Annotated in this window: 34 protein-coding genes; 30 read left to right on the top strand and 4 right to left on the bottom strand. The window is 36.3% G+C overall.

Translation table 11 applies throughout. The annotated features are described in order from the left end of the window. Positions 1–8: 8 nt before the first annotated feature. The 25 genes from JNUCC51_RS00395 (at position 9) to JNUCC51_RS00275 (ending at position 17,447) form a co-directional block, all read left to right on the top strand. Positions 9–1,214, top strand: a complete 1,206-nt coding sequence (locus JNUCC51_RS00395; RefSeq protein ID WP_337990309.1) for a phage portal protein — start codon at positions 9–11, stop codon at positions 1,212–1,214. Further along, a complete protein-coding gene (locus JNUCC51_RS00390) occupies positions 1,183–1,764 on the top strand; it encodes an HK97 family phage prohead protease (protein ID WP_337990308.1) in 582 nt (193 codons plus the stop codon). The genes JNUCC51_RS00395 and JNUCC51_RS00390 overlap by 32 nt, the downstream gene beginning before the upstream one ends. Positions 1,765–2,246: 482 nt before the next feature. Continuing rightward, positions 2,247–3,440 carry a phage major capsid protein gene (locus JNUCC51_RS00385; RefSeq protein ID WP_337992293.1) on the top strand — a complete coding sequence of 398 codons (1,194 nt, stop codon included), beginning with the start codon at positions 2,247–2,249 and terminating at the stop codon, positions 3,438–3,440. A 5-nt stretch (positions 3,441–3,445) separates the two neighbouring features. Continuing rightward, positions 3,446–3,712, top strand: coding sequence for a head-tail connector protein (locus JNUCC51_RS00380; RefSeq protein WP_337990307.1), 267 nt, complete (start codon positions 3,446–3,448; stop codon positions 3,710–3,712). Further along, positions 3,684–4,022, top strand: coding sequence for a phage head closure protein (locus tag JNUCC51_RS00375; RefSeq protein ID WP_337990306.1), 339 nt, complete (start codon positions 3,684–3,686; stop codon positions 4,020–4,022). The genes JNUCC51_RS00380 and JNUCC51_RS00375 overlap by 29 nt, the downstream gene beginning before the upstream one ends. Next, positions 4,022–4,447, top strand: a complete 426-nt coding sequence (locus JNUCC51_RS00370; protein ID WP_337990305.1) for an HK97 gp10 family phage protein — start codon at positions 4,022–4,024, stop codon at positions 4,445–4,447. The genes JNUCC51_RS00375 and JNUCC51_RS00370 overlap by 1 nt, the downstream gene beginning before the upstream one ends. Then, positions 4,444–4,914 carry a phage tail terminator family protein gene (locus JNUCC51_RS00365; protein WP_337990304.1) on the top strand — a complete coding sequence of 157 codons (471 nt, stop codon included), beginning with the start codon at positions 4,444–4,446 and terminating at the stop codon, positions 4,912–4,914. Before JNUCC51_RS00370 ends, JNUCC51_RS00365 begins: the two co-directional genes overlap by 4 nt. 4 nt (positions 4,915–4,918) lie before the next feature. After that, the gene (locus JNUCC51_RS00360) at positions 4,919–5,974 is read left to right on the top strand and encodes a phage tail sheath subtilisin-like domain-containing protein (protein WP_337990303.1); all 1,056 of its coding nucleotides are present in this window, start codon (positions 4,919–4,921) and stop codon (positions 5,972–5,974) included. A 16-nt stretch (positions 5,975–5,990) separates the two neighbouring features. Next, on the top strand, positions 5,991–6,425 hold the full coding sequence (locus JNUCC51_RS00355) for a phage tail tube protein (protein ID WP_337990302.1): 435 nt from the start codon (positions 5,991–5,993) through the stop codon (positions 6,423–6,425). Positions 6,426–6,441: 16 nt separating this feature from the next. Further along, complete coding sequence (locus JNUCC51_RS00350) at positions 6,442–6,828, top strand: phage tail assembly chaperone (RefSeq protein WP_337990301.1); 387 nt, start codon at positions 6,442–6,444, stop codon at positions 6,826–6,828. Between the two features lie 193 nt (positions 6,829–7,021). Continuing rightward, positions 7,022–8,995, top strand: coding sequence for a phage tail tape measure protein (locus JNUCC51_RS00345; RefSeq protein ID WP_337990300.1), 1,974 nt, complete (start codon positions 7,022–7,024; stop codon positions 8,993–8,995). 12 nt (positions 8,996–9,007) lie between these two features. Beyond that, positions 9,008–9,430, top strand: a complete 423-nt coding sequence (locus JNUCC51_RS00340; RefSeq protein WP_337990299.1) for a hypothetical protein — start codon at positions 9,008–9,010, stop codon at positions 9,428–9,430. Then, positions 9,430–10,407, top strand: a complete 978-nt coding sequence (locus JNUCC51_RS00335) for an XkdQ/YqbQ family protein (protein ID WP_337990298.1) — start codon at positions 9,430–9,432, stop codon at positions 10,405–10,407. The genes JNUCC51_RS00340 and JNUCC51_RS00335 overlap by 1 nt, the downstream gene beginning before the upstream one ends. After that, on the top strand, positions 10,408–10,686 hold the full coding sequence (locus tag JNUCC51_RS00330; RefSeq protein WP_337990297.1) for a DUF2577 family protein: 279 nt from the start codon (positions 10,408–10,410) through the stop codon (positions 10,684–10,686). Continuing rightward, complete coding sequence (locus JNUCC51_RS00325; protein WP_337990296.1) at positions 10,676–11,122, top strand: DUF2634 domain-containing protein; 447 nt, start codon at positions 10,676–10,678, stop codon at positions 11,120–11,122. Before JNUCC51_RS00330 ends, JNUCC51_RS00325 begins: the two co-directional genes overlap by 11 nt. Before the next feature lies 1 nt (position 11,123). After that, the gene (locus tag JNUCC51_RS00320; RefSeq protein WP_337990295.1) at positions 11,124–12,164 is read left to right on the top strand and encodes a baseplate J/gp47 family protein; all 1,041 of its coding nucleotides are present in this window, start codon (positions 11,124–11,126) and stop codon (positions 12,162–12,164) included. Next, positions 12,161–12,508 carry a phage tail fiber protein gene (locus tag JNUCC51_RS00315; RefSeq protein ID WP_337990294.1) on the top strand — a complete coding sequence of 116 codons (348 nt, stop codon included), beginning with the start codon at positions 12,161–12,163 and terminating at the stop codon, positions 12,506–12,508. Before JNUCC51_RS00320 ends, JNUCC51_RS00315 begins: the two co-directional genes overlap by 4 nt. 8 nt (positions 12,509–12,516) lie before the next feature. Continuing rightward, positions 12,517–13,335: a putative phage tail protein gene (locus JNUCC51_RS00310; RefSeq protein WP_337990293.1), complete on the top strand. Its 819-nt coding sequence runs from the start codon at positions 12,517–12,519 to the stop codon at positions 13,333–13,335. Continuing rightward, entirely contained in the window at positions 13,335–14,705 is a 1,371-nt protein-coding gene (locus tag JNUCC51_RS00305; RefSeq protein WP_337990292.1) for a glycine-rich domain-containing protein, read from the top strand. Before JNUCC51_RS00310 ends, JNUCC51_RS00305 begins: the two co-directional genes overlap by 1 nt. A gap of 22 nt (positions 14,706–14,727) precedes the next feature. Continuing rightward, entirely contained in the window at positions 14,728–15,024 is a 297-nt protein-coding gene (locus JNUCC51_RS00300; protein ID WP_337990291.1) for a hypothetical protein, read from the top strand. A 1-nt stretch (position 15,025) separates the two neighbouring features. Continuing rightward, a complete protein-coding gene (locus JNUCC51_RS00295) occupies positions 15,026–15,184 on the top strand; it encodes a hypothetical protein (protein ID WP_337990290.1) in 159 nt (52 codons plus the stop codon). A 121-nt stretch (positions 15,185–15,305) separates the two neighbouring features. Then, positions 15,306–15,785 (top strand): hypothetical protein, encoded by a 480-nt coding sequence (locus JNUCC51_RS00290; RefSeq protein ID WP_337990289.1) that lies wholly within the window; start codon positions 15,306–15,308, stop codon positions 15,783–15,785. A 165-nt stretch (positions 15,786–15,950) separates the two neighbouring features. Beyond that, positions 15,951–16,256, top strand: a complete 306-nt coding sequence (locus JNUCC51_RS00285) for a hypothetical protein (RefSeq protein WP_337990288.1) — start codon at positions 15,951–15,953, stop codon at positions 16,254–16,256. Positions 16,257–16,317: 61 nt separating this feature from the next. Next, positions 16,318–16,779 carry a phage holin family protein gene (locus tag JNUCC51_RS00280; protein ID WP_337990287.1) on the top strand — a complete coding sequence of 154 codons (462 nt, stop codon included), beginning with the start codon at positions 16,318–16,320 and terminating at the stop codon, positions 16,777–16,779. Beyond that, the gene (locus tag JNUCC51_RS00275) at positions 16,779–17,447 is read left to right on the top strand and encodes a M15 family metallopeptidase (protein WP_337990286.1); all 669 of its coding nucleotides are present in this window, start codon (positions 16,779–16,781) and stop codon (positions 17,445–17,447) included. The genes JNUCC51_RS00280 and JNUCC51_RS00275 overlap by 1 nt, the downstream gene beginning before the upstream one ends. 60 nt (positions 17,448–17,507) lie before the next feature. On the opposite strand, the gene JNUCC51_RS00270 is transcribed toward JNUCC51_RS00275, so the two are convergent. Next, complete coding sequence (locus JNUCC51_RS00270; RefSeq protein ID WP_337990285.1) at positions 17,508–18,749, bottom strand: S8 family peptidase; 1,242 nt, start codon at positions 18,747–18,749, stop codon at positions 17,508–17,510. A gap of 435 nt (positions 18,750–19,184) precedes the next feature. Here JNUCC51_RS00270 and JNUCC51_RS00265 point away from each other — a divergent pair, with 435 nt between their 5' ends. The 3 genes from JNUCC51_RS00265 (at position 19,185) to JNUCC51_RS24920 (ending at position 20,193) form a co-directional block, all read left to right on the top strand. Continuing rightward, positions 19,185–19,655, top strand: a complete 471-nt coding sequence (locus tag JNUCC51_RS00265; protein WP_337990284.1) for a PH domain-containing protein — start codon at positions 19,185–19,187, stop codon at positions 19,653–19,655. 146 nt (positions 19,656–19,801) lie between these two features. After that, positions 19,802–20,023, top strand: coding sequence for a transcriptional regulator (locus tag JNUCC51_RS00260; RefSeq protein WP_337990283.1), 222 nt, complete (start codon positions 19,802–19,804; stop codon positions 20,021–20,023). Further along, positions 20,020–20,193, top strand: coding sequence for a YhjD family protein (locus JNUCC51_RS24920; RefSeq protein WP_490356152.1), 174 nt, complete (start codon positions 20,020–20,022; stop codon positions 20,191–20,193). The genes JNUCC51_RS00260 and JNUCC51_RS24920 overlap by 4 nt, the downstream gene beginning before the upstream one ends. 196 nt (positions 20,194–20,389) lie before the next feature. Here JNUCC51_RS24920 and JNUCC51_RS00255 read toward each other — a convergent pair whose 3' ends face one another. The 3 genes from JNUCC51_RS00255 to JNUCC51_RS00245 form a co-directional block, all read right to left on the bottom strand. After that, positions 20,390–21,442: an Ig-like domain-containing protein gene (locus tag JNUCC51_RS00255; RefSeq protein WP_337990282.1), complete on the bottom strand. Its 1,053-nt coding sequence runs from the start codon at positions 21,440–21,442 to the stop codon at positions 20,390–20,392. A gap of 137 nt (positions 21,443–21,579) precedes the next feature. After that, a complete protein-coding gene (locus tag JNUCC51_RS00250; RefSeq protein ID WP_337990281.1) occupies positions 21,580–22,215 on the bottom strand; it encodes a hypothetical protein in 636 nt (211 codons plus the stop codon). A 77-nt stretch (positions 22,216–22,292) separates the two neighbouring features. Beyond that, complete coding sequence (locus tag JNUCC51_RS00245; protein ID WP_337990280.1) at positions 22,293–22,517, bottom strand: helix-turn-helix domain-containing protein; 225 nt, start codon at positions 22,515–22,517, stop codon at positions 22,293–22,295. A gap of 471 nt (positions 22,518–22,988) precedes the next feature. Between JNUCC51_RS00245 and JNUCC51_RS00240 the strand changes: the two genes are divergently transcribed. Then, the gene (locus JNUCC51_RS00240; protein WP_337990279.1) at positions 22,989–23,165 is read left to right on the top strand and encodes a hypothetical protein; all 177 of its coding nucleotides are present in this window, start codon (positions 22,989–22,991) and stop codon (positions 23,163–23,165) included. Between the two features lie 31 nt (positions 23,166–23,196). Beyond that, on the top strand, positions 23,197–24,090 hold the full coding sequence (locus JNUCC51_RS00235; RefSeq protein WP_337990278.1) for a helix-turn-helix domain-containing protein: 894 nt from the start codon (positions 23,197–23,199) through the stop codon (positions 24,088–24,090). Positions 24,091–24,132: the final 42 nt, after the last annotated feature.

The following is a 24,132-nucleotide window of genomic DNA, read 5'->3' as shown; positions in this document are numbered from 1 at the left end:
GATAGATATTGGGATTACGAGATAGGTTTTCGAATTACTTGTACAAACAAGCTGAAAAGCGTGGATGGTTTGAAGATGCCATGACTCGTACCATTCGTTATGGAGGCCGGTATGTTGATGACGATAATATTCTTGAATCGTCGGACGTATATGAACTGATGCAAGATATTTCAAATCAGCTAATGTTGGCCACGATCAGTGTAGAGGACCATGAAGGGAACGAAGTTAAGGATCATTCTGCTTTGCGAACGTTGCGAAATCCAAATGATTATTTGACGGGTTCGGAGTTTATTAAATTAATGACGAATACTTATTTGCTTCAAGGTGAGGCATTCCCTGTTTTGGATATTGACGAATTGCATCTTGCTACTAATGTTTATACAGAATTAGATGACCGATTAATTGAGCATTTCAAAGTTGGTGGGGAAGAAATACCAGGTTCGATGATTCGGCATGTTAAAAACATCGGGACAAACCATCTTAATGGTGTCGGATTGATGCAACTCGGAAGAAATACGTTAGAAGGCGTTATGAGCGCTGAGAAAGTGCTGACGGACAAATACGCCAAAGGAGGATTAATGGCCTTTCTGTTGAAGCTAGATGCTCATATTAACCCTTCTAATGGAGCACAGTCGAAATTAATTAAAGCAATCTTGGATCAACTCGAACAAATTGACGAATCTCGTTCGATCAAATTGATTCCCTTGGGTAAAGGTTACGAAATTGATGCCATGGAATCGCCAATTGATGATGATAAGACACTTGCATACCTTAATGTTTATAAAAAAGATTTAGGGAAGTTTCTTGGTATCAATGTAGACACATACGTCTCATTAATGCAGACGGATCTAGAAAAAGCCATGATGTACTTACACAATAAAGCGGTACGGCCAATAATGAAAAACTTCGAGGACCATTTGAGTCTTCTTTTTTTCGGTCAAAATTCGAATTTACGTCTTAAATTCAAGATTAATATTCTTGATTTTGTTACGTATTCCACAAAAACAAACATTGGATACAATATCGTCCGCACAGGTATTACAAGCCCTGACAACGTGGCAGATATGCTAGGATTCCCTAAACAGAATACACCTGAAACACAAGCTATTTATATTTCAAATGACTTATCAAAAATTGGCGAGAAAAATGCTACAGATGATTCCTTGAAAGGGGGTGATGAAGATGGCGAAAAAGAGGGAAACTCGGGTAGTTAATATCACTGGGTTGACTACGCGAGATGGTACCGAAAACGGACCTATCAGAATTAGTGGTTACGCTGCTGTCTTTAATTCAAAAACCACCATTAGCGATTGGTTCACCGAGGAAATTGAACCCGGCGCATTTTCTCGTTCGATTTCTGACAACGACATTCGTGCTCTTTTTAATCACAACTGGGATCACGTGTTAGGGCGAACTAAAAGCGGCACGTTGCGATTAACAGAGGATGATCGTGGCTTGAAATTTGAAATTGAATTACCTAACACTTCCACCGCACGTGACTTAGCAGCAAGCATGGAGCGCGGTGATATCAATCAATGTTCTTTTGGTTTTTATCCAACAGAGGAAACTTGGAACTACGATGTTGAACCAGCGCATCGGGTTTTAAATGAAGTGGAACTGTTTGAAATATCTGTAGTGTCTATTCCGGCTTACGACGATACGGAAGCATCCATCGTGCGTAGCAAAGAAATCTCATCTAACGTAGAAAAGCGATTGAAAATCATAAAAAAAATAAACAAAACCTTGGAGGATATTAAATTATGAATAAGAAAAAACTACAAGCGTTACTTAAAAGAAAAATGTCACGTCTACAAAAATTGAATACTCGAATGAAGAAAAATGAAGTACGTGATGAAGATTTGGAAGAAGTCCAAGAAGAAGTTGATGAGTTGGCAGAGGAGGTTCAAAATCTCAACGAAATTATTGAAGAACTCGAAGATGATGTTGAGGAGATTGACGAAGAACTCACTGAGGAAGAGCGCGCGAAACGAAAGAAACGCACGGCTCGTTCGAAAAAGTTAAAACTTCGCAAACGAAGCAAACGAGATGGCACAGAAGAGGAAATAGCTGAAGAGTTGCAAGGTGAAATTGACGATTTAATTGATGATGTAGAAGAGCTTATAGAGGTGGTTGAGGAGTTAGAGGACGACGTTGAAGTTATAGAAAATTTAGATGAAGAAGCACGTGCTAAAATTCAAAAACTTATCCGCAGAGCTAAACGTGCGAAGCGTAAAAAACGGGATGGTATGGGGGATGAAAATCCTGAAGAAATGCAAGATGAAATTGATGAACTTGCTGAATTAGTCGACGAACTGGTTAAAGATGTTGATGTAATTGAAGATGATGTTGAAGACATCGAAGAGGAGTTAGACGAAGAGGAGCGTGGTAAGCGTAGAGTGTATGGGGCAACACCTCGAAAACGTTCTGCGGCTTTGCGTGCGGTACGTTCGTCATTGTCTACTCGTAATGCAAGCCCCATGACTAAAAAAGATGCTCAAATTCGTTCAGCATTTGCTAATTTTGTTGTTGGTAAAATTAACGAATCAGAAGCAAGATCACTTGGAATTGAAGTTGGTAACGGTTCAGTAACAATCCCTAAAGTCATCGCATCGGAAGTCATTACCTATGCACAAGAAGAGAACTTGCTTCGTAAATACGGAACGGTCGTACAAACGAAGGATACACAAGGTTATCCAATTCTTGTGAAAAAAGCTGATGCGAATATCAATAAAGGTGAACGTAGTACGAACATCGCTGAAACTGAGATCGAATTTGATGAAGTAACACTCAATCCAGCAGAGTTCGACGCGTTAGCAACAGTAACGAAAAAATTACTTGCGCGTGCGGATGTGCCAGTGGAAGATATTGTAGTTGACGAGCTTAAAAAGGCGTATGTTCGCAAAGAAACGAACTATATGTTTAATGGAGATGATAAAGGTCATGAAAATCCAGGTGCGCTTGCTAAAAAAGCAGTTGCATTCTATGAAAATCCAGGAGATGACCTTTACGATTCATTAGTTAAACTTAAAAATACACCAGTCACGGAAGTTGTAAAAGCAGCCCGTTGGATTATTAACCGAGCAGCGTTGACGCTTATTGAAACTATGAAAACAGCTGATGGATTCCCGTTGTTACGTCCGTTTGAAGCGCCAGAAGGTGGCATTAAGCATACGTTACTTGGTTATGAATTTGATTTCACGGATGATGCAGATGCGGCAGACCCAACAAAAGCTGTATTCTATTTTGGTGATTTCTCACAGTTCCGTATTCAGGACGTGATAGGTTCAATGGAAATCCAACGTTTAGTTGAAGCATATTCAGCTCAAAACAAAGTCGGATTCCAAATTTATAATGTTGTCGATGGCCAATTGATTTACAGTCCATTAGCTCCTGCAGTTTATCGCTATGAAGTGGGGGCTACAGTACCAAAAGGAGGCTGATAACAGTGGCTGATTTAATAAGTAAATTCAGAGAACATATTCGAGAAGAGGACATGGATGATTCCATGCTCTCTTTTTATTTGGAACAGGCTGAAAAGTATGTTGAAAATGCAACAGGCTCACAGACCGAGTATTTGATTATTATGGTTGCTGGCATTATGTATGAATATCGTGTGTCGGAAAATGATCTTGAAGTGGCTTTAAATGCATTGACGCCTTTCTTTGTGCAGGAGGTTTATACAGATGCCAAAACGCCAAACGAATCGACTTAAACATAAGATTGATATTCATGCAAATATGAAAACAATGAATGAACTTAACGAGATATCGTATAAGTTTGAAAAAATTAAAACCATCTTTGCTGAGGTTGTTCCTCAAACAGGGAGTCTCCAAAATCAGCAAGCCGATACGATCTTGACTAATGTCACACATAAAATAATTGTTCGTTATAGCGCTGGAAAAGATATTACCCAAGCTATGCAAATTTATTTCCGTGGTCACCGATTTGAGATTAAATTTATTCTCAATCCCTATTTTAAGAATGAAACACTTGAAATCTTTTGTCAGGAGTTGATAAACTAATGGATTTTAAATTGGATGGCTTATCAAAGTTTCAAAAGGATTTATTAGAAGTAGCACAAGATAAATTACCGAAAGAAACTTATCAAATCATGCGGAAAATTGGTAGTAAAGCAAGGTCTCGAATCACTAAAGAAGCACGTAGTAAGGTTAAAAAGAAAACAGGTAACTATCACAAAAAATTTAAACGCGGAAAGGTATTCAAAGATAATCAAGGACAAATCATTGTCCGTGTAATTAACTCTTCGAATCATGCTCATTTAATTGAACATGGTCATCGAAAAGTTACGGGAAGTGGAAAAGAAGTCGGTTTTACAACAGGTAAAAAAGTGATGGAACAAGGGATTCAAAATTTTGATGGCTCTGGTGAATTTGAAAATATGCTTTCAGATTGGCTAGATGAATTGTTGGATAGTGGAAAGTTATGATCACATATAAAGATATAAAAAACGCAATCAATCATAAACTTGATGTCTTTGATGTGGAAATTAATAGCCGTGATGTTTCGGAAGGCTTCGAAAGGCCTTCTTTTTTTGTGCGACTAGAAAACAGTAAACGGTCAGGGGATGGAAGCCAGGTACACAAGACAATGAACGTACAAATCTATTATTTTCCCAGTGATCGATATGAGTATTCTATCGAAGTTTTAGAAATACAGGAGAGGCTGGAAGAACTGTTTGATTTGAAATTGCCTGTTCGTGATAGGTTGTTGAATATCGATGAATTGAATACTGATTTAATCGACGGTGTGCTGAATTGTTCGTTTGATCTTGAATTTTACGATGGACGTAAGTCAGACACTATTATAGATGATCTCAATTGCGGAGAAGATTTCCGTGAAAAATATCCAATCGAATTAATAAAAGAATTGGATTTTGAAAAAGTAGAGGAGTGATTGTATGGGCCTACCTCAAATAAATATTGAGTTTATTGGTAAAGCCGAGAGTGTTATCACACGAAGCCGACAAGGAATTGTAGCTTTGATTTTAAAAGATGATGTACAAACAGATGATACAGTGATTTACAAAGGCTTTGAGGACGTACCAACAGAAGGATGGTCTCAAGAAAACTTAGATTATATTCAAAAAACGGCTATGGGTACACCAAGCAAAATTATTATCGAACGTTTGCCAACAACTGCAGAGAATTATACTGATGCATTACAAAGGTTAAATAATAAACGTTTTAATTACTTGGCCATTCCTGGTATTGAAGATAAGGACGCGACAACTCTTGCATCTTGGATCAAATCCAGACGCCGCCAGAAAAAGACTTTTAAAGCTGTATTACCTAACAGTGAGGCGAATCATGAAGGGATTATAAACTTCACTACTACAGGAATCAAGGTTGACGGAAAAGAGTACACAACATCTGAATATACATGCCGTATTGCTGGCATTTTAGCAGGATTACCATTTACTCGATCATCTACTTATTACGAGTTAAATGAAATCGATTCTATCACAGAATTAGAAGATCCAGACGCAGCTGTTGATAACGGTGAACTTATTCTTATTAATGATGGTGAAGTTATTAAAATTGGACGAGGTGTAAATAGTTTAACGACACTCACAGGTGTGAAAACGGAAGACTTTAAATCAATTCGTATCATGGAAGTACAAGACATGGTTAAAGATGATATACAAACAACCTTTGATAAATATTACATTGGTAAATTAAATAATACTTACGACAACCAGGTTCTATTTATACAGTCTGTAAATGTTTATTATGCAGGGTTAGGGGATCAAGAAATACTAGATCCTAAATTTGATAATTCAGCAGAAGTAAATGTAAAGAAACAGCGTGCTGCATGGGAGAAAATAGGTGTTGATACATCCGATTGGGATGAACAAAAAGTCAAAGAAAGAACCTTTAAGCGCAATGTGTTTTTAGCTGGAAAGATCAAAATTGTTGACGCGATGGAGGATTTAGATTTGGATATTGCAATTTAGGGAGGGATTGTGACGCATGAAAAAAGTAAAATCGAATCGAGTTATTAACGGTACGTTCGGTAGCGTATGGGTAAACAATGAAAAGTGGTTAGATGTTGAATCTTTTGAAGCGAAGGTAACAGTTAACTTGGAAGACGTAAACATGGCCGAGGATTTAGCAACGCATAAAAAAATGACTGGTTGGGCAGGAGAAGGCTCGATGACAGTTAAAAAGGTGTATAGTCGTGGTGCTACTTTACTTGCTAAGGCAGTTAAAAGTGGGGTATTACCTGATATTAATATTGTTGGTAAACTTGAGGATCCAGACGCTTTTGGTTCGGAGCGTGTGGCACTTAGAGAAGTGACCTTTAGTGAATTCATGTTAATGAAATTTGAACAAAAAACACTCGGCACAGAAGAATTACCATATAGCTTTGCAGACTATGATCCAATCGATTTAATTCAAGCATAAGAAAAGAGGTAATAAAATGGCAAAAAAACTTACATTGACTGATTTAATAAAAGAAAAAGAAAAATATCAAGTGAAATCGAATATTACAAAAGATTTATTCATCAAACGAATAGGGGCTTCCATTACTATTAAAAAAGCTGAACGCGCTTTGTGTTTGGAGTGTATTGAAATGGCTAACGATCCAGAACGAGAAGATATGGCTGATATCCACATGTTGTATAACACGGTTACGGAACCGAATTTGAAAGACACTGAATTACACGAGGCTTATGATTGCAAAGAACCTTATGATATTGTTGAAAAAATTTTTGAACCAGGTGAAATTGCTAGTATTGCAGGTGAGGGAATGGAACTTTCCGGATACGGATCGGGTGTAAAGGCGGTTGAAGACTTAAAAAACTAATTAAGAGTGATGGAGATTTTTATTTAATCCATCACTACTTGCAAAAAGGAATTACGGATGAATTCATCATCAACCTCTCGCCAACGCAAAAAAAATTATATGAAGCAAGTATGAATTTACATTTTGAAGAAGAGAACGCTAAGTGGTCCTCCACATAATAGCATTCTCTTCTTTTTTGTAAGGAAGTGAGAGTTTGGCAAAGAAAAGAGTAATATCAGCTGTTTTATCACTTAAAGATAAAGATTTTGGAAGTGGTGTAAAAAAAGCCTCTAGCGGAACGAAAGACTTTGAACGTAGGGTAAAACATGCTGGAAACCAGGTTAAACGATTCGGTAAATCAGCAGTTTCTAGTTTTTCAAGTGTCGCTAAAGGTGCAATGGGATTGGCAGCAGCATATGTTGGATTTCGTAAGTTAAGTGGTTTCATAAGCGAGAGTGCAGAGGCTGCCAAGTCCTTAATAGAAATTGAAACCAAACTTGAGTCTGTGATGAAAAACACGAAGGGTGTAACTGATAAACAGATAAAGAGTGTAAAGAATTATGCGGATGAATTATCGAACGCCAGTGTTGTGGGTGGGGATGTAATCCTATCAGGTGTACAGCAATTATCTAGTTATAAATTACAGTCTGAGAGCTTGAAAAAGTTAATGCCTGGTATGGACAATTTACTCGTTCGACAAAAAGGGTTGAATGCTACAACAGAAGATGCAGCTGCACTAGGGACTATGTTTGGCAAAGTTATGTCAGGTCAAACTTCTGCCCTATCCAAAGTGGGAATCAAATTCACTGCAGCGCAAGAACAAGTTTTTAAATTTGGGACAGAATCGCAAAAGGCATCGTTATTGGCCGAAATTCTTGAAAAAAGTGTTGGCGGAGTAAGTGCCGCAATGGCCAAAACAGATCAAGGTAAAATACAGCAAATGACGAATGCTTGGGCAGTATATAAAGAAGAAGTAGGGAAAAAGATACTACCACTTCAAGGCAAATTTGCTGGATGGTTTGCTAAGGTAATACCTGGCATTCAAAACTTAGTGTTAAGTGCTATAGATAAGGGTGTAGCTGCTTTTGATAAAATCAGTGGTATAGGTGTAAAAGGTTTTAATTTAGTAAAAAAGATGATTGAAAGCAATAAGCCTGCAATCGATTTTGTAAAATCTGCAATTGAGTCACTGGGCAAAAAAGCAGTAGCTGTAAAAGATTGGGCAGTGGGTGCTTTTCAAAATATAAAAGATAAAATTTCAGAAAATAAACCTGCAATCAATGGTGTTAAATCAGTTTTTAGTGATTTGGGAGTCAAAGCACTTGAAATAAAAGATTGGTTAATAAGTGCTTTTGAATCCTTCAAGCCAGCGATTGCATGGTTAAAAGATGAAGGACTACCTCTCGTGGTCGACGGAATTGCAGGTGTTATTGAAAAGGCAACGGATGTCTACAACTATATAAATGATAATTGGAGCGCAATTTCTCCTATTGTTTACGGTGTGGCTGGTGCAATCGCTTTTTATAAAACAGCAGTAGGAATAGCGTCAGCTGCAACGAGAGGATGGGCAGTTGTAACAGGTGCATTAACGTTTGCACAAGGGGCTTTCAATGCGGTGTTAGCTATATCACCACTCGGTTGGGTAGCCATTGCAATTGGTGCCGTTATAGCGGTTGGTGTGTTACTCTACCAAAATTGGGACACAATCAAAACGAAGGCAACTGAGTTATGGGATGGACTAACAGGTGCTTGGGGTGGTATCAAAGAAGGTTTCAGCAACATGTGGACCGGAATGAAAGAATCGGCTGCAAGTGGAGTGAATTTTATCATAGGTAAATTAAATGGTCTTATTGGTGGATTTAACAGCCTTGCAAGTTTCACAGTTCCGGATTGGGTTCCAGGCGTAGGTGGAAAATCATTCGGGGTTAATATTCCTTCAATTCCCCAATTTGCAAAAGGAACGAACTATGCACCAGGTGGGCTTGCGCAAATAAATGAGCGTGGCGGAGAGATTGTTGACTTACCTAATGGATCTAGGGTTTACCCACACGATAAATCAGTACAAATGGCTCGTTCGGAAGGAAACAGTAATACCATTAATATTACTATTAATGCAGCTGATAAATCAGTTACGCAAATTGTAAATGAATTAATTCCAATGCTTAAATTAAGACTAGCAAACTTATAGGAGGACGGAAGAATGGACATATTTTTAAGTATCAATAATCGTGAACAGGTTATCCGGCTTCCGATTGTACCGTCTGAATTTAAAGTATCAAGCCCTATGACAAATGAAGTTTTTACAACAGTAAATCAAGGTGACATTAAATTAATTGGTCAGAGGGGTTTAAAAGCTATCTCCATTTCTTCTTTTTTTCCGAAAAGACATTATTCCTTTTCACGAGATCGAACCTATGAAGGCTGGAAATACGTTAATATTATTGAATCCTGGATAGATAAGAGAGTCCCTATTCGTTTAATCATCACAAGTACACCAATTAATTTAGCAATGACTATTGAAAACTTTGAATATGGCCCACAAGATGGTTCAGGTGATATTTATTACAGTCTCAGTCTATCGGAATTTAAGTTTATTAAACTTGATAAGAAGAAGGTGAAATGATGGCTCATGAATTATGGTTAATTAAGGGTGGTACCAAGACAAATATAACACCAATGATAGGCACTTTAACTTGGCGCAGTAACATGGTGGAATTAGGAGATGAACTTAATTTTAGCATTGCTTTCAATGATACAAATTACTTCCCAGTGAATCCGTGCGACATAGGCGATATGGTTGTTTTGCTTAACAATGGAAAAGAAATCACGCGTGCTATTATTGTGGACGAGGTAAAGAGTGGAACTTCACCTATTGCTTACATTGGATTTGATTATGCCTTTTATCTAAATAAATCCACCGCTGTATATCAATTTAAAAAGCTATCTGCAGACGCCTGTATTAAGAAGATATTAAAAGACTTCAATATTCCAATTGGTAAGATCACATCTATTCCTAAACCAATATCACAAATTTATAACGATAAAAAAGTAAGTGAAATTATTAAAGACATTTTAGGGATTGCAGAAAAATCGTTAGGTGTGAAATATCTCATGGAAATGCGCCAAGGTAAACTGTATATCGAAAAGCAAAGTAATGCAGTAGTTACAGGAACATTTCAGCTCTATCAAGGTGGTACAAAGTACGACATTCATTCAGCTATTATGAATCCATCTAAAAAACGCAGCATTGTAGACATGGCCAACACAATTCAGGTTGTAGGTAACAATGATAAAGTTGTTTTAACAAAATCGGATAATAAAATGGTTGAGAAATATGGCCGAATTACTAAAGTAGTTAAACTAGATCAGAATGAGAAGAAAAGTGCTAAACAGATTGCTGAAAATGAATTAAAGCAGTATTCAAAAGTTATAGAGGAAAATGATGTTGAATTAATGGGTGATGATAATTTTAGAGCTGGCCGACTGTTTAAATTAGAGGAGCCAGTGACAGGCATTAAGGGTACGTTCTTAATCAAAGATGTATTGCACACGATTAGTAAAGGAATCCACACGATGAAGCCTAGTTTAGAGGTGAAGTAAATGGATCCAATAACTGAACTGGCCATTTTGATTAAAGGTGGCAATGAATCACAAAAACCAACGGCAAAATCTATGACAACTGGAAAAGTCATTTCGCCTCCACCTGAGACTTTAATACAGCTAAACGACACGATTGATTTAGATAATGAACAATTAATATTTACTGAAACGGTTGTCACTAAAGGCTTAATTAATGGTGACGAAGTTATTTTAATACCAACAGCTGATGAACAACAGTATTTTGTAATCGATAAGGCGGTGAAGTTCGATGTTACCTAAGATTGCAGAATTAGAGTTTGAAACCGAAGATATTGACACAGACTTACCGCCACTTGGTAAGTCTTTTTTATATGACTTTGATAAAGGTGATTTTGTGATACGTAACGGAAAGATGGTCGCAATTCACGGGCTTGAAACGTTGAAGCAATGGATCTTAAAAGTTTTAAAGACTGAGCGTTTTCGTTTCAGGATTTATAAAGATATTCCTTACGGTGCCACATTGGAGGATTTAATAGGTTCCAGCTTGCCACGCGCTTTTGTTGAAGCTGAAATCAAACGAGAAGTTACTGCAGCATTGTTGGAACATACACACATTCAAGATGTCCAGGAGTGGCAATTTGTTCGTGATGGAAAATGGATGCGAATTCAATTTAGAGTTATCACGGTAGAAGGTGCATTTGATATTGATGAACAGTTAAAGGAGGTGGCTGCTTAAAGTGGAAGATGAAAAACTCATTCATGATCGTATGATGTTAGGTATTAATGACGAGTACGACAAGGCAAAAGGCGAATTTATTTATGATGCAACAAAACCTGCAGCTGTTGAATTTGCAAATCAGCAAAAGAAGATTGCAGAAGTACAAGATAAATTAGATGTCGAAAAGTTAACAGGTGATGAATTAACACGTACTGTATATCAACGAACAGGGCAAAGTCGAAAACTGGCCACGCAAGCGACAACGACTGTTATTGTATCAGGTGCAGCTGGAACTATTGTTAGGACTGGCGAATTAGTTGGTACAGACACGATTTTATTTACTGTAATCGAAGACGCAACACTAAATGAAAGTGGATTAGGCCATGTCCGAATACAGTGTAACGAGTTTGGCCAAATAGGAAATGTGCCAGCCAATACAATCAAAAATTTCCCTGTATCGATACCAGGCTTAATCAATGTGTATAATCCTGAGCCTGTTGTGGATGGCTACGATGAGGAAACGGATGATGATTTACGTCAACGGTATTACGATAAGTTACAGCGTCCAGGGAAATCAGGAAATGAATATCATTACCGTGAATGGGCCTTAGAGGTTACAGGTACAGGAGATGCAAAAATATTTAAACGCTACAATGGACCATTAACAATGAAGGTTGTAGTTATCGATGCGAATAAACTACCTGCACCGAATGAATTAGTGGAAGATGTAAGGGCGCATATTGAAAAGGAAATGCCGTTTGGTGTTGAGGATCTTCTTGTAATGTCTGCAGTTGCATTACTAGTTAATTTAACGGTTGCTATAACATTAATGCCTGGTTACACAGAGGAAATTGTAAAAGTAAATATCAAAAAGAACGTTACTAAATACATGAAAGAAATAGCCTTCAAAGCTTCGTTTGTAAGCTATGCAAAGATTGGGGCGCTCATTATAGACAGTGACGGAGTTATGGACTATCAGGATCTACTCATTAATGGATCAACAGCAAATGTAGTTATTCCAGATGATGCCGTTGCAATTATGGGAGGTGTTAATGAATGAATCACATGACAGTTTATTTAAAAAATAAAGTTCTAACGGACAACTTAAAAACAGCGACAGTATATGTAGCCCTCTTTAATAACGATGTTGAAGTGAACACGGCAAGTTATGCGAGGCAGCAAGGAATGTTTGCAACGCCAACAGATGGCCAAACATCGAATAACGCTGATATTTTGTTTCCTATTGCTGCAGAGTCTTGGGGAGATATTTCACACATTGGCATTTATGACGCGAAAACAGGTGGCAATCTGCTATTTAAATCGCAAGCAGAATTTACGAAGAATATCGATGTGTCTAGCCAATACAAGATTCCTAAAAACTATTTAATTGTACGGCTTAAGTAGGTGAGGACATGCACGTATTATCACAAACAGAATGGGGCCAGGTGTCCACATTTACATGGGGCGATTTAACACCTCACCAATGGGAATGTTTTAGATTAGCATTGATGATAACGGAAACAGAACTGCAGGCACAAGGCGTAACCGTAGCAACGTCAGGTACTTCATTGAATGAAACAATAACAGAGTTACAGACGCAAGGTGTCAAAGTAGTTCAGTCGCCTATTATCATGCAAATACAAACTGAAATGATTACAAGTATAGTTGTTTCTACAAAAGACTATTTAACAGATATGGTTAAACATTTACCGCTGTATGAGCGTAAATCATCTATTTTCAGGGCTGTTTTGAACTCAGAGGATAAAGAGTTCCGAAACACTGAACAACAGCTAGAAATAGTAGATAGAAACCTTTTTGTGGACACAGCTATTGAAGCCTTACCAATTTATGAACGTGATCTTGGTATTAAACCAAATAGCGCATTACGCTATGACCAACGTAGAGAACAAATTACATCACGTAATCGAGCAAGCTTTGACCAAACTACCAAGGCAACTATTAAAGCTGTAGCAGCTGCTTATAGCAATGGTGAAGTAGAGGTAAACGCAACAGATACGCCAGGTGTTTACGAGATTCAATTCGTTGGTACCAGGGGAATTCCTGACAACATAGAAGGATTAAAACAGGCGATTGATATTATTGTTCCAGCACATCTACAGTTTGACTATGCTTATACATTTAATACTTGGAGCTTTGTAAGTAATCGAACATGGAATGATGTAAGCAAAATGACTTGGGACAATATAAGAATATGGGATGAGGTGATTTAATGAAACTTACGCCAAAATTAAATTTAAAAAAACCTGATTTAACGGACAACGTGAACATTCAGGATTTAAACGACAACATGGACGTGTTAGAGAATGTAGTCAGTGAATTACAAGAAGGGGCAACCTCGATTCCTGATTTAGAAACAAATGATAAGACGTTAGCAGGGGCCATTAATGAGCTAAAGGACGAGGTAACAAACGTTGAAACAAATGCTAAAGAGTATACGGATCAGCGCACTGCAGCTATTGATACAGCTTTGACGAACCATAGGAAAGATGTTACTAGTCATAACTACTATTCAACAACCGTAGGTGGTGACTCAAATGTTCATGCCTTAACTATCGACGAAGAAATTAAGGCTTATAGTCCTGGGTTATGTATTACTTACTACAATTCTAAGACAAATAATCAAGGTAACGTTGCGGCAAATGTTAACGGCTTAGGTATTAAAGCTATTATGAAACCAGATGGCATAGGTTCGTGGTCAATTGGTGAATTTCCAACTAATCAATTTGTTACAATTCGAGTCCTTCCAAACGGTACGTTTTTTCAATTAGTTACTAAAGGAGGTGGAAATGTATCCAGAGGTTCACAAACGTTTAACGTTCCGGGTACTCACAGTTTCAAAGTGCCGGATGGCGTAATACGTTTAATGTACAGAGCGTGGGGCGCAGGCGGTGGTGGCGGTGGTTCTTCTGCTTACATTAAAACAATAGGTGGCGGTGGAGGTGGTTCTGGTGCTTTCGTGGCTGGCGTCGTTCCTGTTGTTCCGGGTACAACAATTCAAATAACTGTAGGTAAGGGAGGGGCAGGTGGATTACCTGTTACTAACCCTTCACAAGAACAATACAACACCGCAGGCGCAGGTGGTTTCTCGCAGGTTCACAACGGCTTACAAGCTTTCGGAGGAGGAGGTGGGGAGTCCGTTTTCAAAGGCAATAATATTGGTTATGCAGGTAAAGGTGGGCTTTTTACTAGTGCTGGTGCAGGTGGAGTGATTTCTCCTCTATCCCCTCCGAAGCAAGGTGATTTCGTTTTCGACATAAACACTATGTATGATGGTGTCGTATTCACGGCTATCAGTGGTACGGATGGTAGGTATAGTGAAGGTGCTTCTGGTGGCGGTGGTGGTGGTCAACCATCTGACGCTATGCCTGGTAATTTACCTCCTACTACTGGCTCTAACGGTGGTCCTATACAAGACAAAAAATACTTTACTTACGGATCTGCCGGAGGTTGGGGTGGATTCCGTGCTAACGGCGCTCCAGGTGGCTCAGGCGCTGGTGGTGGCGGTGCAGGTTGCAATGAAAATAACGGCGACTTCAATGGTGGCAAAGGCGGAGATGGTTGGGTCGTTATATATTGGTAATCAATTAAAGGGGGAAGTAAATATGATTATTATCGAAAACAATGATGAGAAAACAAAGGTAAAAGTGTTAAGCGTATTTTCTTTTGGTGAGATTCCAGTGGAATATGACATGAGCACGTTTCCTCAACCAGAAAATATAAAAGGTAAAACATACGAACTGTATTACGATAAAGAAACGAAGAAACTATATTACAAGTATATTGACGTACCTAAAACAGACATCGAGACATTACAAGAAGAGAACGAAAAACTTAAAATCGCTCTAACCGATCAAGACGAAAATATTATGCTTATTATGTTAGAAATGGGAGGTAATTAATTTGAACGCTGTATACAATCTATTTTTACGAAACTGGATTAACTGTAGAGCAACGGAAGAGCAAATTGATTTAGCGGTTGCAAAATCGTTAATTACCGCAGAAGAAGCTATCAGAATAAAGGAAACTAAGCAATGTAAATTAAATAACGAAGACGAGTAAACGCAGCATAAGCTAGCGTTATTTTTATTGTCATATTTAGGAGGATTATAACGTTTTTTGTAGAATAAGGATAGTGATAAATCATTATTTATAAAAAAACAATAAAAAACGGAGAGTTAAAATGCTTAAGAAATTTTTGTCTTTTATTTTTATCCTTACCTTTCTTGTTGCTTGTAGTGAAGATGAAACCAAAACCAAAAGTGTTGAGTGGGAAAAATACATTAATTCCAAATTTGGCTTTTCAGTGAACTATCCACCTGACTGGCCTATTGGAGAAGAATCAGATAATGGAGATGGTATTAATTTGTATGTTGGAAATCCAGACGTACAGATTCTTGCCTTTGCATCACTCTATCTGGAAGAGATATCGAATCCTTATGAAAGTGCTGAAAATAATGGATTCGATATTCAAAGAATAACTTTGGATAATGGTAAAAGTGCAGAGCTTATAATAGGGAAATTAGATGAAAAGGTCTATTATGAATTACTTTTTATCGGCAATGATGTTATTTATAATGTAAAAGCAGAAGTATCTAAATCGTTTTTTGATAAAAATGAAGATATACTTCTAAAAGTAGTGAAAAGTTTAGATGTATCATAGCACTCTCAAACGAGAGTGTTTTTATTATGCCGTGTGAGAGCAATCGAGATGGGTAACGATATATGTTACTGAATCTCGATACGCTTTATAGTTACTTTAATTGTCTAAATTAAGAGGGAATCCTTTCTTTTTTGTCGAATTGAGTAGATTAAAGGAGGCGATCACTTGCAAGAAGTAAAAATTAGTCAAGAAACCATTAATGCAGAAATCATAGTGTACAAAGAATTTATCGATGAATGGGAACAAGAATTAGTGCATGTACAAGCAGATTTGGAGAAATGTAAAGAAAGAGTATCGCTGTTGAATGAGTTACAAAAACATGTTACTCCTGGATCGAGCACTGAAACCGTAAAGGCGAGTATTAATATGGTTGTGGATGAAGTAGTAGAGCTTACTAAAAAAGAATCTCACTTAAGTGGGAATATTAAAACGTATCAAGAGTTCGTAATTGAATTAAATAAAATGCTTTAATAACAGGCCGTCCACGGATAATCGTGGACGGCTTTTATAATGCAAAAAAGGAGTGTGCAATATGGGAGGTATGAATTTGGAGTATTTAGAAGTAGCACATTTATATTTATTTGGTGGGGTGAAATTTGTCGAATTGTTATTAGTGCTAATGGCATTAGATATTTTAACAGGCATTTTTAAAGCGGTAAAAAATGAAAATCTATGGAGTAGAAAAAGTTTATTTGGGTACGCTCGTAAACTTTTAATCTTAATTGTTATCATCACTGCAAATATTATCGATCAAGTACTGTCATTAAATGGAACACTTACATTTGCGACAGTACTTTTTTATATAGCAAACGAAGCATTATCAATTGTTGAAAACATGGCTCAACTAGGTGTATTAGTTCCACAACAATTAGCTGAGAAATTAAAAGTCATAGAAAATCAATCAGAAGAAAGTTTTACAAATGAAGTACTTAATGAATTAACAGGCAAAGACGTTGATAAAGAACTGGAAATGAATGAGGAGGAGGAAAAGTAATGACAAGCGTAACTACTACATGTCGAGACATTAATGAACTATTACCACCAGCTAGATTAGCTGTGCAACTCTTATTCCAAGAGTGTTATAAGGCAGGCATTAGAAATATCTTCATTACCGAAACTTATCGCTCACAGGGAAGACAGAAATATCTATATGCACAAGGACGTACTCGACCAGGACAAATTGTTACTTGGACATTAGACAGCAATCACAAATCACGCCTAGCATGGGACATTGCTGTTGGCCCTCCACAATCTTTATATGATGTAGCAACACTTAGTAGAGTGGGTGCGATTGCATGTAAGTTAGGCATTACATGGGGCGGTGATTGGGTAGTGAGCATTGATCGCCCTCACTTTGAAGTTAAGTCAAATTGGGCTATTCATAAAGGTTACAAGCTTGAAGGACAAGTAATTGTTCCAACTAGTAGCGCAATAAAAGTTCAATTAATTTTAGAGGACAATATGCCAAATCAAAATGAAAAGGATGATGATAAAATGGAATTTACAAACAAGACAACTAAAGCTGCAGTACGTGATTTTATTAAACAAGTAGTAGACAAAAAGCTAATTGATAAGTCATGGTTAGATAAATTTGATAAAGGTGAGATGACTACAGGTGATTATGAAGGTTTGAAACTTATCATTACACAGCGTAGTAACTAAAATGTAAAGACCAAGATAGCTCAAATTGCCGTCTTGGTCTTTTTCTTTTGCTTTTTATTATCAGTTATAAACGAAAGGTCTGTATTTCCAATGACGTTGTCCGTTGTTAAAGTCAACAATTACTTTAATAAAATAAAGTTTACCTGCTTCCATCTGTGATTTAAATGGATTTCCTATAGTAATTGACTCACCTGCATTCGCAGCAATTAATCCAATATAGTTAAGTCCAGATGTTAAACTTACTTGTCCCATTCCATTATAATTCGTTGAATACAATTCATAACGTGCAGATTTTACTGTAGAAATTGAGTTATCATCATAGACACCTAGTTGGATATTATGATATTTACCTAGACCAACTCTACTAGCATTTAATATAATTTGACCACTTAGATCAATTGGAACGTATTTTAATATCCCAGCACCAGCTGCGTTACCACCAGAAGTTGTAACTGCAGTTTTTTTCATATGATCGAGGATTTGTTTAGGCTCAGCATTAGGATATTTCTGTTTGTATAAAGCATAGAGACCAGCTGCTGTAGGTGTAGCAAAGGATGTTCCTTGCCCTGTAGTAAAAGTTCCGTCATTGGTTTGAACTGGGCTCTCTACACCCTGAGTTGATCCAAATAGGGTAGTACCATAACCTGAAAATGTAGCTAGACTATTTGTACTTGGATTTATAGCTCCTATACAAGCACCGCTATAAGTTGCCAAATCAGCGCATTTAGTATTTGAATCTCTATTTTCAGCTTCATTACCTGCAGCTTGGAAGATAGCGATATCGGATTTCTCCAATGTTTGATTCATCGTACTGTTATTTAACCAAAAGATATCTGAAGTACCAAAATCTTTTCCTTGAGAGACATTAATGATTTGTGCTCCATTATAAAGCGCAGCTTCTGCTGCTATTGGAGCACTTAGTGGTGAATAGATGACAGAAGCTCCAGAGGCAACACCTATACCTGAACCAGCTAGTATAGAAGCTACTTTGGTTCCATGAGCGCTATCTGAGTTACCTTGGTTTGAAATGTCTAATGTTTTAGTTCTATAATCCCATCCACCTAGATGGCGACTACCAAGGGAAGAAACTCTGGCTATACCTCCTTCAACAACTACTGCCTTAACTCCAGACCCTGTATACCCAGCATTATGAGCCGCATTAAGATTTAGGTATTGGTACATATTTTGTGAAGCAGGAGTTTGATTAGCGCTTGCTGAACCAACTGAACCCAAAATCATACTAGCCGATAAAGTTGCACCTAACACTAGTTTTGAAAATCTTTTAAAAGACTTATTCATCATTTTTTCTCCTCCTGTATTTGGTGAAAATATTTCGAAATGGTATACTAAACAAGTATTACCAATTAAATGGTAACACCAGAGGTGGTTTTAAACAATATTAGCTTGATAAAAATAGCAAATTTACGTCGATTTAAGAAATATTAAGTTGAAAAGGTATAATGAATAGTTTTTTGGATTTAAAAGATGATATATTTGTTTGGGACTTTTCAAGTGAGGGTAATTACATCGGTAACACAATAAGTAACGCTCATATTTTATTAGGTAATAGATGAGAAGTACATAATATAAAAACGGACAACTGTAACGTGTTATCTGTTAGATAAGCTCGGGTGCTCAATTAATTTTGAGCCTGGGCTTTTTGTCTTTTATAATATTGGTATATTTAGTAATCCAAAGTATACTTTATAAGAAATACATATTAGGAGCGATGAAGCTATGGTTAAAGCTTTAAATTGTCCAAACTGTGCTGCAACATTTGATCCAAAGGAAAATGTTTGCGAGTACTGTGGTAGTTATATCATTACAGCAAAAGCAAAACAAATTACTTATGATTCCAATGAATTTAAATTAGCAAATAAAAAAATCTTCTTTCACGAGATTGAAATGAATACAAATGAATTCCCTATACGCTCAGGTGTAGCAAATATGTATTACAGTGCAACTAAATCTGATGGAGGCCGATTGTTGTTAACAAATCAACGTCTGATTTTTTGCGCCCACGCATTTAATATTAATCCTAACTTATATTGGGAACTATATTTGGATGAAGTGGAACAAGTTGAACTTGGGCTGAATCTTCTTATTACACAAAGAATTATTATCTTTGATAAGGAAGAAAATAAAACAACATTTATCGTTTATGGTGGGAAGAATTGGATAAATGAAATGAACCATGTTTTAAACTGAATTTGAAAACATAGCATACAAGGGACTAGGTACTCAAATGAGCTCCTAGTCTTTTTTATTTCCAAAAATTTTTTCTTGCCAAAACACAAACGTTTGTTCTGATATAATTACAAACAAACGTTCTTTTTTTGAAGGGGTGTGGAAAGATGAAAGAACAACTGATTAAAGCAATGCAGCGTAACCAATTTTTAAATATGATGTACATGGCTAAAGATGGTACAGTGTCAAAAAGGCGTATCAAAATCATTAAGGTTGTCGGAGATTCATATCAAGCTTATTGCTTCAGTAGACAGGCAAAACGTACATTTATGATTGATAGTGTGTTGGCAGTTGTTCCAGTCTTCCACAAGGAGCGCTCTGTTGTATGATAAGTTTTGAACAAAGGCGACTACTTCATAAATATGTAGTTTATGATATGGCGGTTCAGTCTTTACAACGTGACTACAAGGTAATTGAAAACCTTAAAATTAGCAAAGTATATTTACCAATACTTGATAAGCTTTTAGAAGACATATCTCAAGAATGCTACAACTACTAAAGATAAAATTAGAGTCGTGAAGTGGGAAAAGGTTGATGAATACTTTAGTGATGTAAATGTAGCAACAGCGGGGAATGATATTGTTCTGCGATATGCTAATATGGCTCTTAAAACACAAGTAGAAAATTTATTAATTAGTCACCAAAATAAATAACCAGGCGCTCAATTAAAAAGTGAGTACCTGGTCTTTTTGTGTTTAGTATTCTCTTACTTCAAATGAAGCAATCTTATCATGTACGATATATTCAGTTACCTTTTTATAAGGTGAAATAGTTTTTGTGAATTTGAATGTTGAAGTACCTTGTGCACTATCAAACCATTTCAAATAGTCATTTAATACTTTATTAGTTACATCGTATTCTTTTGTTATACCATTTACTAGTGTAATGCTTAAAATAGCATTTGAAGCTTCATTACTTGATTTTTTAACAATTACTGTACTAGTGGCAGCAATATCTGTGTTTTCTATTTTTGCAGTAATTATTGCTTCACCTTCGTGAAGAGCCGTTACATTACCATCTTGATCTACAGTGGCAATACTTTCATCACTAGAAGACCAAATTACTTTTGCAGTATCTGGAGTAACCGTTGCTATTAATTTATCTTGGCTACCTTCTAGAAGTTCTAATACATTTCTATCTAATGATATTGTTTCAACATTCGGAATTTCATCTGGAGCTAATAATTTTCCATCAACATCAATTGCGTCAAGATATAAGTCGTTTTCCCATGAGCCCTTGGCATTTTTTTTAATTTCTACATCATGTATGCCTTCAGATAAACCTGTTTTTTCGTAAACGATTACTGGGCCATTCGATGGGGCTACTAATGAGAAGCTTTCTTCATTTCCATCAATTAATATTCTTATGTCGTTTGAATAACCAGGATAAAATTGAGCAATAAGCCTTATCTTCGTCCCACTAAAAACAAATTTGATAGTATCATCTTTCTTAGAAGAGGATGAAGCATGTCTCTTGCCTTTGTAATAAGTAGAAGAGTCGGTTATAGACCACCCAGATCCTAAATATTGAATACTTGTAAGGGAGTCATCATATCTCTTCCAACCAATTTCAGGTTTTTTAAGAACATCAGATCTTTTGGCACTATTTTCTAGAGTATTATTTAAATTAGTTACCCCTTCTTCATAATCCACAACTTCTGCTGCAGATGCATTCTCAATACTTATACTAACCAGTGCTACTAAGATAAATGCTAGATAAATAAAACCTTTTTTCAATAACTTACTCACTTATGTATCCTCCTTTATAATTATATATAGGAATTTCTAAAAAAAACCTACGAAAACAACTTTAAACAATAAAAGACTTATTTACCATGATAAAAATCGGTTATTTTTAATAATAAAAAGCCACTCGTTTGAGTGACCTATTTTTTATTTACTGGTACAACGACAGTTACTTCTTCTCCAATTTTTCTAGCATCTTTAGAAGTTGGATCAAATACAAATTTCAATTCTTTTACGCCTTCTAAACCTTCTTTTCCTAAATCGAAGATTACTTCACCTTTTTGAATTACCTTTCCAATAAATTCAGATTCAAAAGGAGAAATCATGACATTCGCTTCAATTTGACGTTTTGTATCAGTAGTCATTTTCGCTGTATTTGGATGAAAACTTACAGTATCATCAGATAAATTTTCTCCTGTTATCGATAAAATGAGGACGTTTGTTTCAGCTTCAGTTTCAATCATTTCTGGATCACGTGCAACTAATTTAGCTGTTTTCATTCCATCGATAGTAAATTCAACATCAGCACTTTTGTATTTTTCAGATGGTGCTGCGTATAAATTGGTAATTGTATATGTTCCAGCAAAATCATTTTCTACTACATCTCCAGTTGTAGAATCATAAAGTGTAACATCTTTCTTTTCTGTTGTTTTATCAGAAGTAGCAGTTGTTTTTGTTTCCTCTTTAGGTTTATTTTCCTTTGATGAATCTGTTCCACAACCTGCCAAACCTAAACTTAATACTAATGCTGCACTAAAAATTAATTTTTTCTTCATTTATAAATCCTCCCTTTATATTACCATTCTGGGTAATTTTGAGTAAAAAGTACATATAAAAAAACAGACAACCTTATTTAGTTATCTGTTTCCTCATCTACTATCATCATTAATTCGTTCATGTCCGTTATCCCAAATGCGTTTACTAGTTCATCAATTGCGTGTTTTGTATAACTTTTAGTTTTGTTGTTATACAGCTCGCTGATAGTACGAGCTGAAAGTGTAGTACGCTCCGCTAGATCCTTCTGTTCCCACTCACGTTCTGCAAGTAATACCCTCAATCTTAGTTTGACAGTTTTCAATATTCTATTCACCACCATGTTGTGTTTATTCGTATCTTAATTATAAAATACTTCATTCAATTACGCAATTTTTATTTGACTTCCGAAATTCGTAAATATATTATGTATTTAAAGAATTAAATCGTAATTAATAACTGAATTGTGAAATTAAATACCGAAATGCGGAATCGAAAAGTATGAATTATTTATATGCAAAGGTAGAGTACATCGGAAACACAACAAAGGAAGTTGAAAGTGTTGGTCAAATTGTAGGTATTCACGGAACTGATTCACATGTAATTTGGGATGAAGGACAAATGAAAGGATATAGCTCAAATTACAACTTGCACGTATTGCTTCTGCAAAATAAGACATATCGCATTACAAGAATGTCATATGAAGAGTATTTGAATAGGAACGCTTAAAAGCTGAACAGGGAGCATTCATTGAGTGCTCTTGATTGAGTTTTTAAATAAAAGGTAGGTGAACAAATTGAAAAACATCCAACAACGTCAAGAGTACATCCAAATGAAGATGAAACAACATGATGCAATAAAGGATGTCCATAAGTATCAAAATCGATTGAAGTGGATTATGAAATATCATCGGTTGTTAACAGAATTGGAAGTAAAACAGATGCGCGAGAATCTACGTAGGGCATTTAAGTAGAAGTTATAGAAATGAAAGCGAGGTGAAAACGATGGCATTCGAATATTTAGCAACTTACAAAACATTTGAATCAATAGAGGATATGGATAAGAGTTTGGAGGACCATATGGCGGTTCACTATTATGATTTAACAGAATCAGAACGTGCCATCGTTTTTAAGCTTGCTTCTCACAGCTTAGAGTATCCGGGAGTGTGTCATTTGAAAGCAAGTACAATTGCTGCCTCATTGGAGATCAGGACAAAGACTGTTTATCGTAGCGTAAAGAAATTGGTTGAGTTAGGCATCATTGAGAAGATACAAAGCACTAAATTAAACGGCATCAAAGGGGCTAATATTTATCGCATATTACCTTATGTCCCATCGAGCGTGTCCCAACGAGAGACAGCCGATGAAGCTAGTAATGACACGGTTTGTCCTCCACAATCAGAGAATCAAGCATTTAATTCTTTTAATCTTTTAAGTTCTAAACAAGTAAATAATAATTTATGTGATTTAGAAAATGAATTGGCTTTGCAAGCTGAAAAGAAAAAAGCGTACATGAATGAGTACCAGGTGATGCTATTTGATTTCATGAATAGTTTGCCACTAGCAGATAACTTAAAAGCTGAATTACATAAATGTGTACTAGCTTCACAAGTAAATTCTGTGGATGAATTTATAAAAGCTAAGAACATTCTATTCAAAATTGCTATGGATATAAAAGAGGGTGTACTGACGGTTTCTAGTACATTAAGAGCCGTATTCGTAGGGGCATATAACAAGGCTGTAGAACGATTAAGTAATAAGTCGAATAAATCATTAAATGTAGAGAACAAAGTGCATAGAGAGCGTCCTGTCCCTTTCTATAATTGGTTAAATGAGCGTGAAGGTCTTCCACAATCAATAAATAAGAGGCCAGCTATAGACAATTGGCTTGAATGTTAGGCATAGTATCATTTTCTAAATGATTACATTATAGTGTATTAT

Source organism: Lysinibacillus sp. JNUCC 51 (assembly GCF_015999525.1).
GTDB classification, from domain to species: Bacteria; Bacillota; Bacilli; order Bacillales_A; family Planococcaceae; genus Lysinibacillus; species Lysinibacillus xylanilyticus.
Note: the sequence above shows the minus strand (reverse complement) of the source record. Positions and strands in the feature narration are given on the sequence as shown.

Excerpts from the sequence above, each read along its gene's own strand:
- JNUCC51_RS00360 (WP_337990303.1), top strand. The coding sequence starts at position 4,919 with ATGGGCCTACCTCAAATAAATATTGAGTTTATTGGTAAAGCCGAGAGT.
- JNUCC51_RS00365 (WP_337990304.1), top strand. The coding sequence starts at position 4,444 with ATGATCACATATAAAGATATAAAAAACGCAATCAATCATAAACTTGAT.
- JNUCC51_RS00310 (WP_337990293.1), top strand. The coding sequence starts at position 12,517 with ATGCACGTATTATCACAAACAGAATGGGGCCAGGTGTCCACATTTACA.
- JNUCC51_RS00290 (WP_337990289.1), top strand. The coding sequence starts at position 15,306 with ATGCTTAAGAAATTTTTGTCTTTTATTTTTATCCTTACCTTTCTTGTT.
- JNUCC51_RS00340 (WP_337990299.1), top strand. The coding sequence starts at position 9,008 with ATGGACATATTTTTAAGTATCAATAATCGTGAACAGGTTATCCGGCTT.
- JNUCC51_RS00355 (WP_337990302.1), top strand. The coding sequence starts at position 5,991 with ATGAAAAAAGTAAAATCGAATCGAGTTATTAACGGTACGTTCGGTAGC.
- JNUCC51_RS00305 (WP_337990292.1), top strand. The coding sequence starts at position 13,335 with ATGAAACTTACGCCAAAATTAAATTTAAAAAAACCTGATTTAACGGAC.
- JNUCC51_RS00300 (WP_337990291.1), top strand. The coding sequence starts at position 14,728 with ATGATTATTATCGAAAACAATGATGAGAAAACAAAGGTAAAAGTGTTA.
- JNUCC51_RS00235 (WP_337990278.1), top strand. The coding sequence starts at position 23,197 with ATGGCATTCGAATATTTAGCAACTTACAAAACATTTGAATCAATAGAG.
- JNUCC51_RS00385 (WP_337992293.1), top strand. The coding sequence starts at position 2,247 with ATGGGGGATGAAAATCCTGAAGAAATGCAAGATGAAATTGATGAACTT.
- JNUCC51_RS00375 (WP_337990306.1), top strand. The coding sequence starts at position 3,684 with ATGCCAAAACGCCAAACGAATCGACTTAAACATAAGATTGATATTCAT.
- JNUCC51_RS00390 (WP_337990308.1), top strand. The coding sequence starts at position 1,183 with ATGGCGAAAAAGAGGGAAACTCGGGTAGTTAATATCACTGGGTTGACT.
- JNUCC51_RS00350 (WP_337990301.1), top strand. The coding sequence starts at position 6,442 with ATGGCAAAAAAACTTACATTGACTGATTTAATAAAAGAAAAAGAAAAA.
- JNUCC51_RS00280 (WP_337990287.1), top strand. The coding sequence starts at position 16,318 with ATGGGAGGTATGAATTTGGAGTATTTAGAAGTAGCACATTTATATTTA.
- JNUCC51_RS00250 (WP_337990281.1), bottom strand. The coding sequence starts at position 22,215 with ATGAAGAAAAAATTAATTTTTAGTGCAGCATTAGTATTAAGTTTAGGT.
- JNUCC51_RS00260 (WP_337990283.1), top strand. The coding sequence starts at position 19,802 with ATGAAAGAACAACTGATTAAAGCAATGCAGCGTAACCAATTTTTAAAT.
- JNUCC51_RS00335 (WP_337990298.1), top strand. The coding sequence starts at position 9,430 with ATGGCTCATGAATTATGGTTAATTAAGGGTGGTACCAAGACAAATATA.
- JNUCC51_RS00315 (WP_337990294.1), top strand. The coding sequence starts at position 12,161 with ATGAATCACATGACAGTTTATTTAAAAAATAAAGTTCTAACGGACAAC.
- JNUCC51_RS00275 (WP_337990286.1), top strand. The coding sequence starts at position 16,779 with ATGACAAGCGTAACTACTACATGTCGAGACATTAATGAACTATTACCA.
- JNUCC51_RS00330 (WP_337990297.1), top strand. The coding sequence starts at position 10,408 with ATGGATCCAATAACTGAACTGGCCATTTTGATTAAAGGTGGCAATGAA.
- JNUCC51_RS00265 (WP_337990284.1), top strand. The coding sequence starts at position 19,185 with ATGGTTAAAGCTTTAAATTGTCCAAACTGTGCTGCAACATTTGATCCA.
- JNUCC51_RS24920 (WP_490356152.1), top strand. The coding sequence starts at position 20,020 with ATGATAAGTTTTGAACAAAGGCGACTACTTCATAAATATGTAGTTTAT.
- JNUCC51_RS00325 (WP_337990296.1), top strand. The coding sequence starts at position 10,676 with ATGTTACCTAAGATTGCAGAATTAGAGTTTGAAACCGAAGATATTGAC.
- JNUCC51_RS00270 (WP_337990285.1), bottom strand. The coding sequence starts at position 18,749 with ATGATGAATAAGTCTTTTAAAAGATTTTCAAAACTAGTGTTAGGTGCA.
- JNUCC51_RS00370 (WP_337990305.1), top strand. The coding sequence starts at position 4,022 with ATGGATTTTAAATTGGATGGCTTATCAAAGTTTCAAAAGGATTTATTA.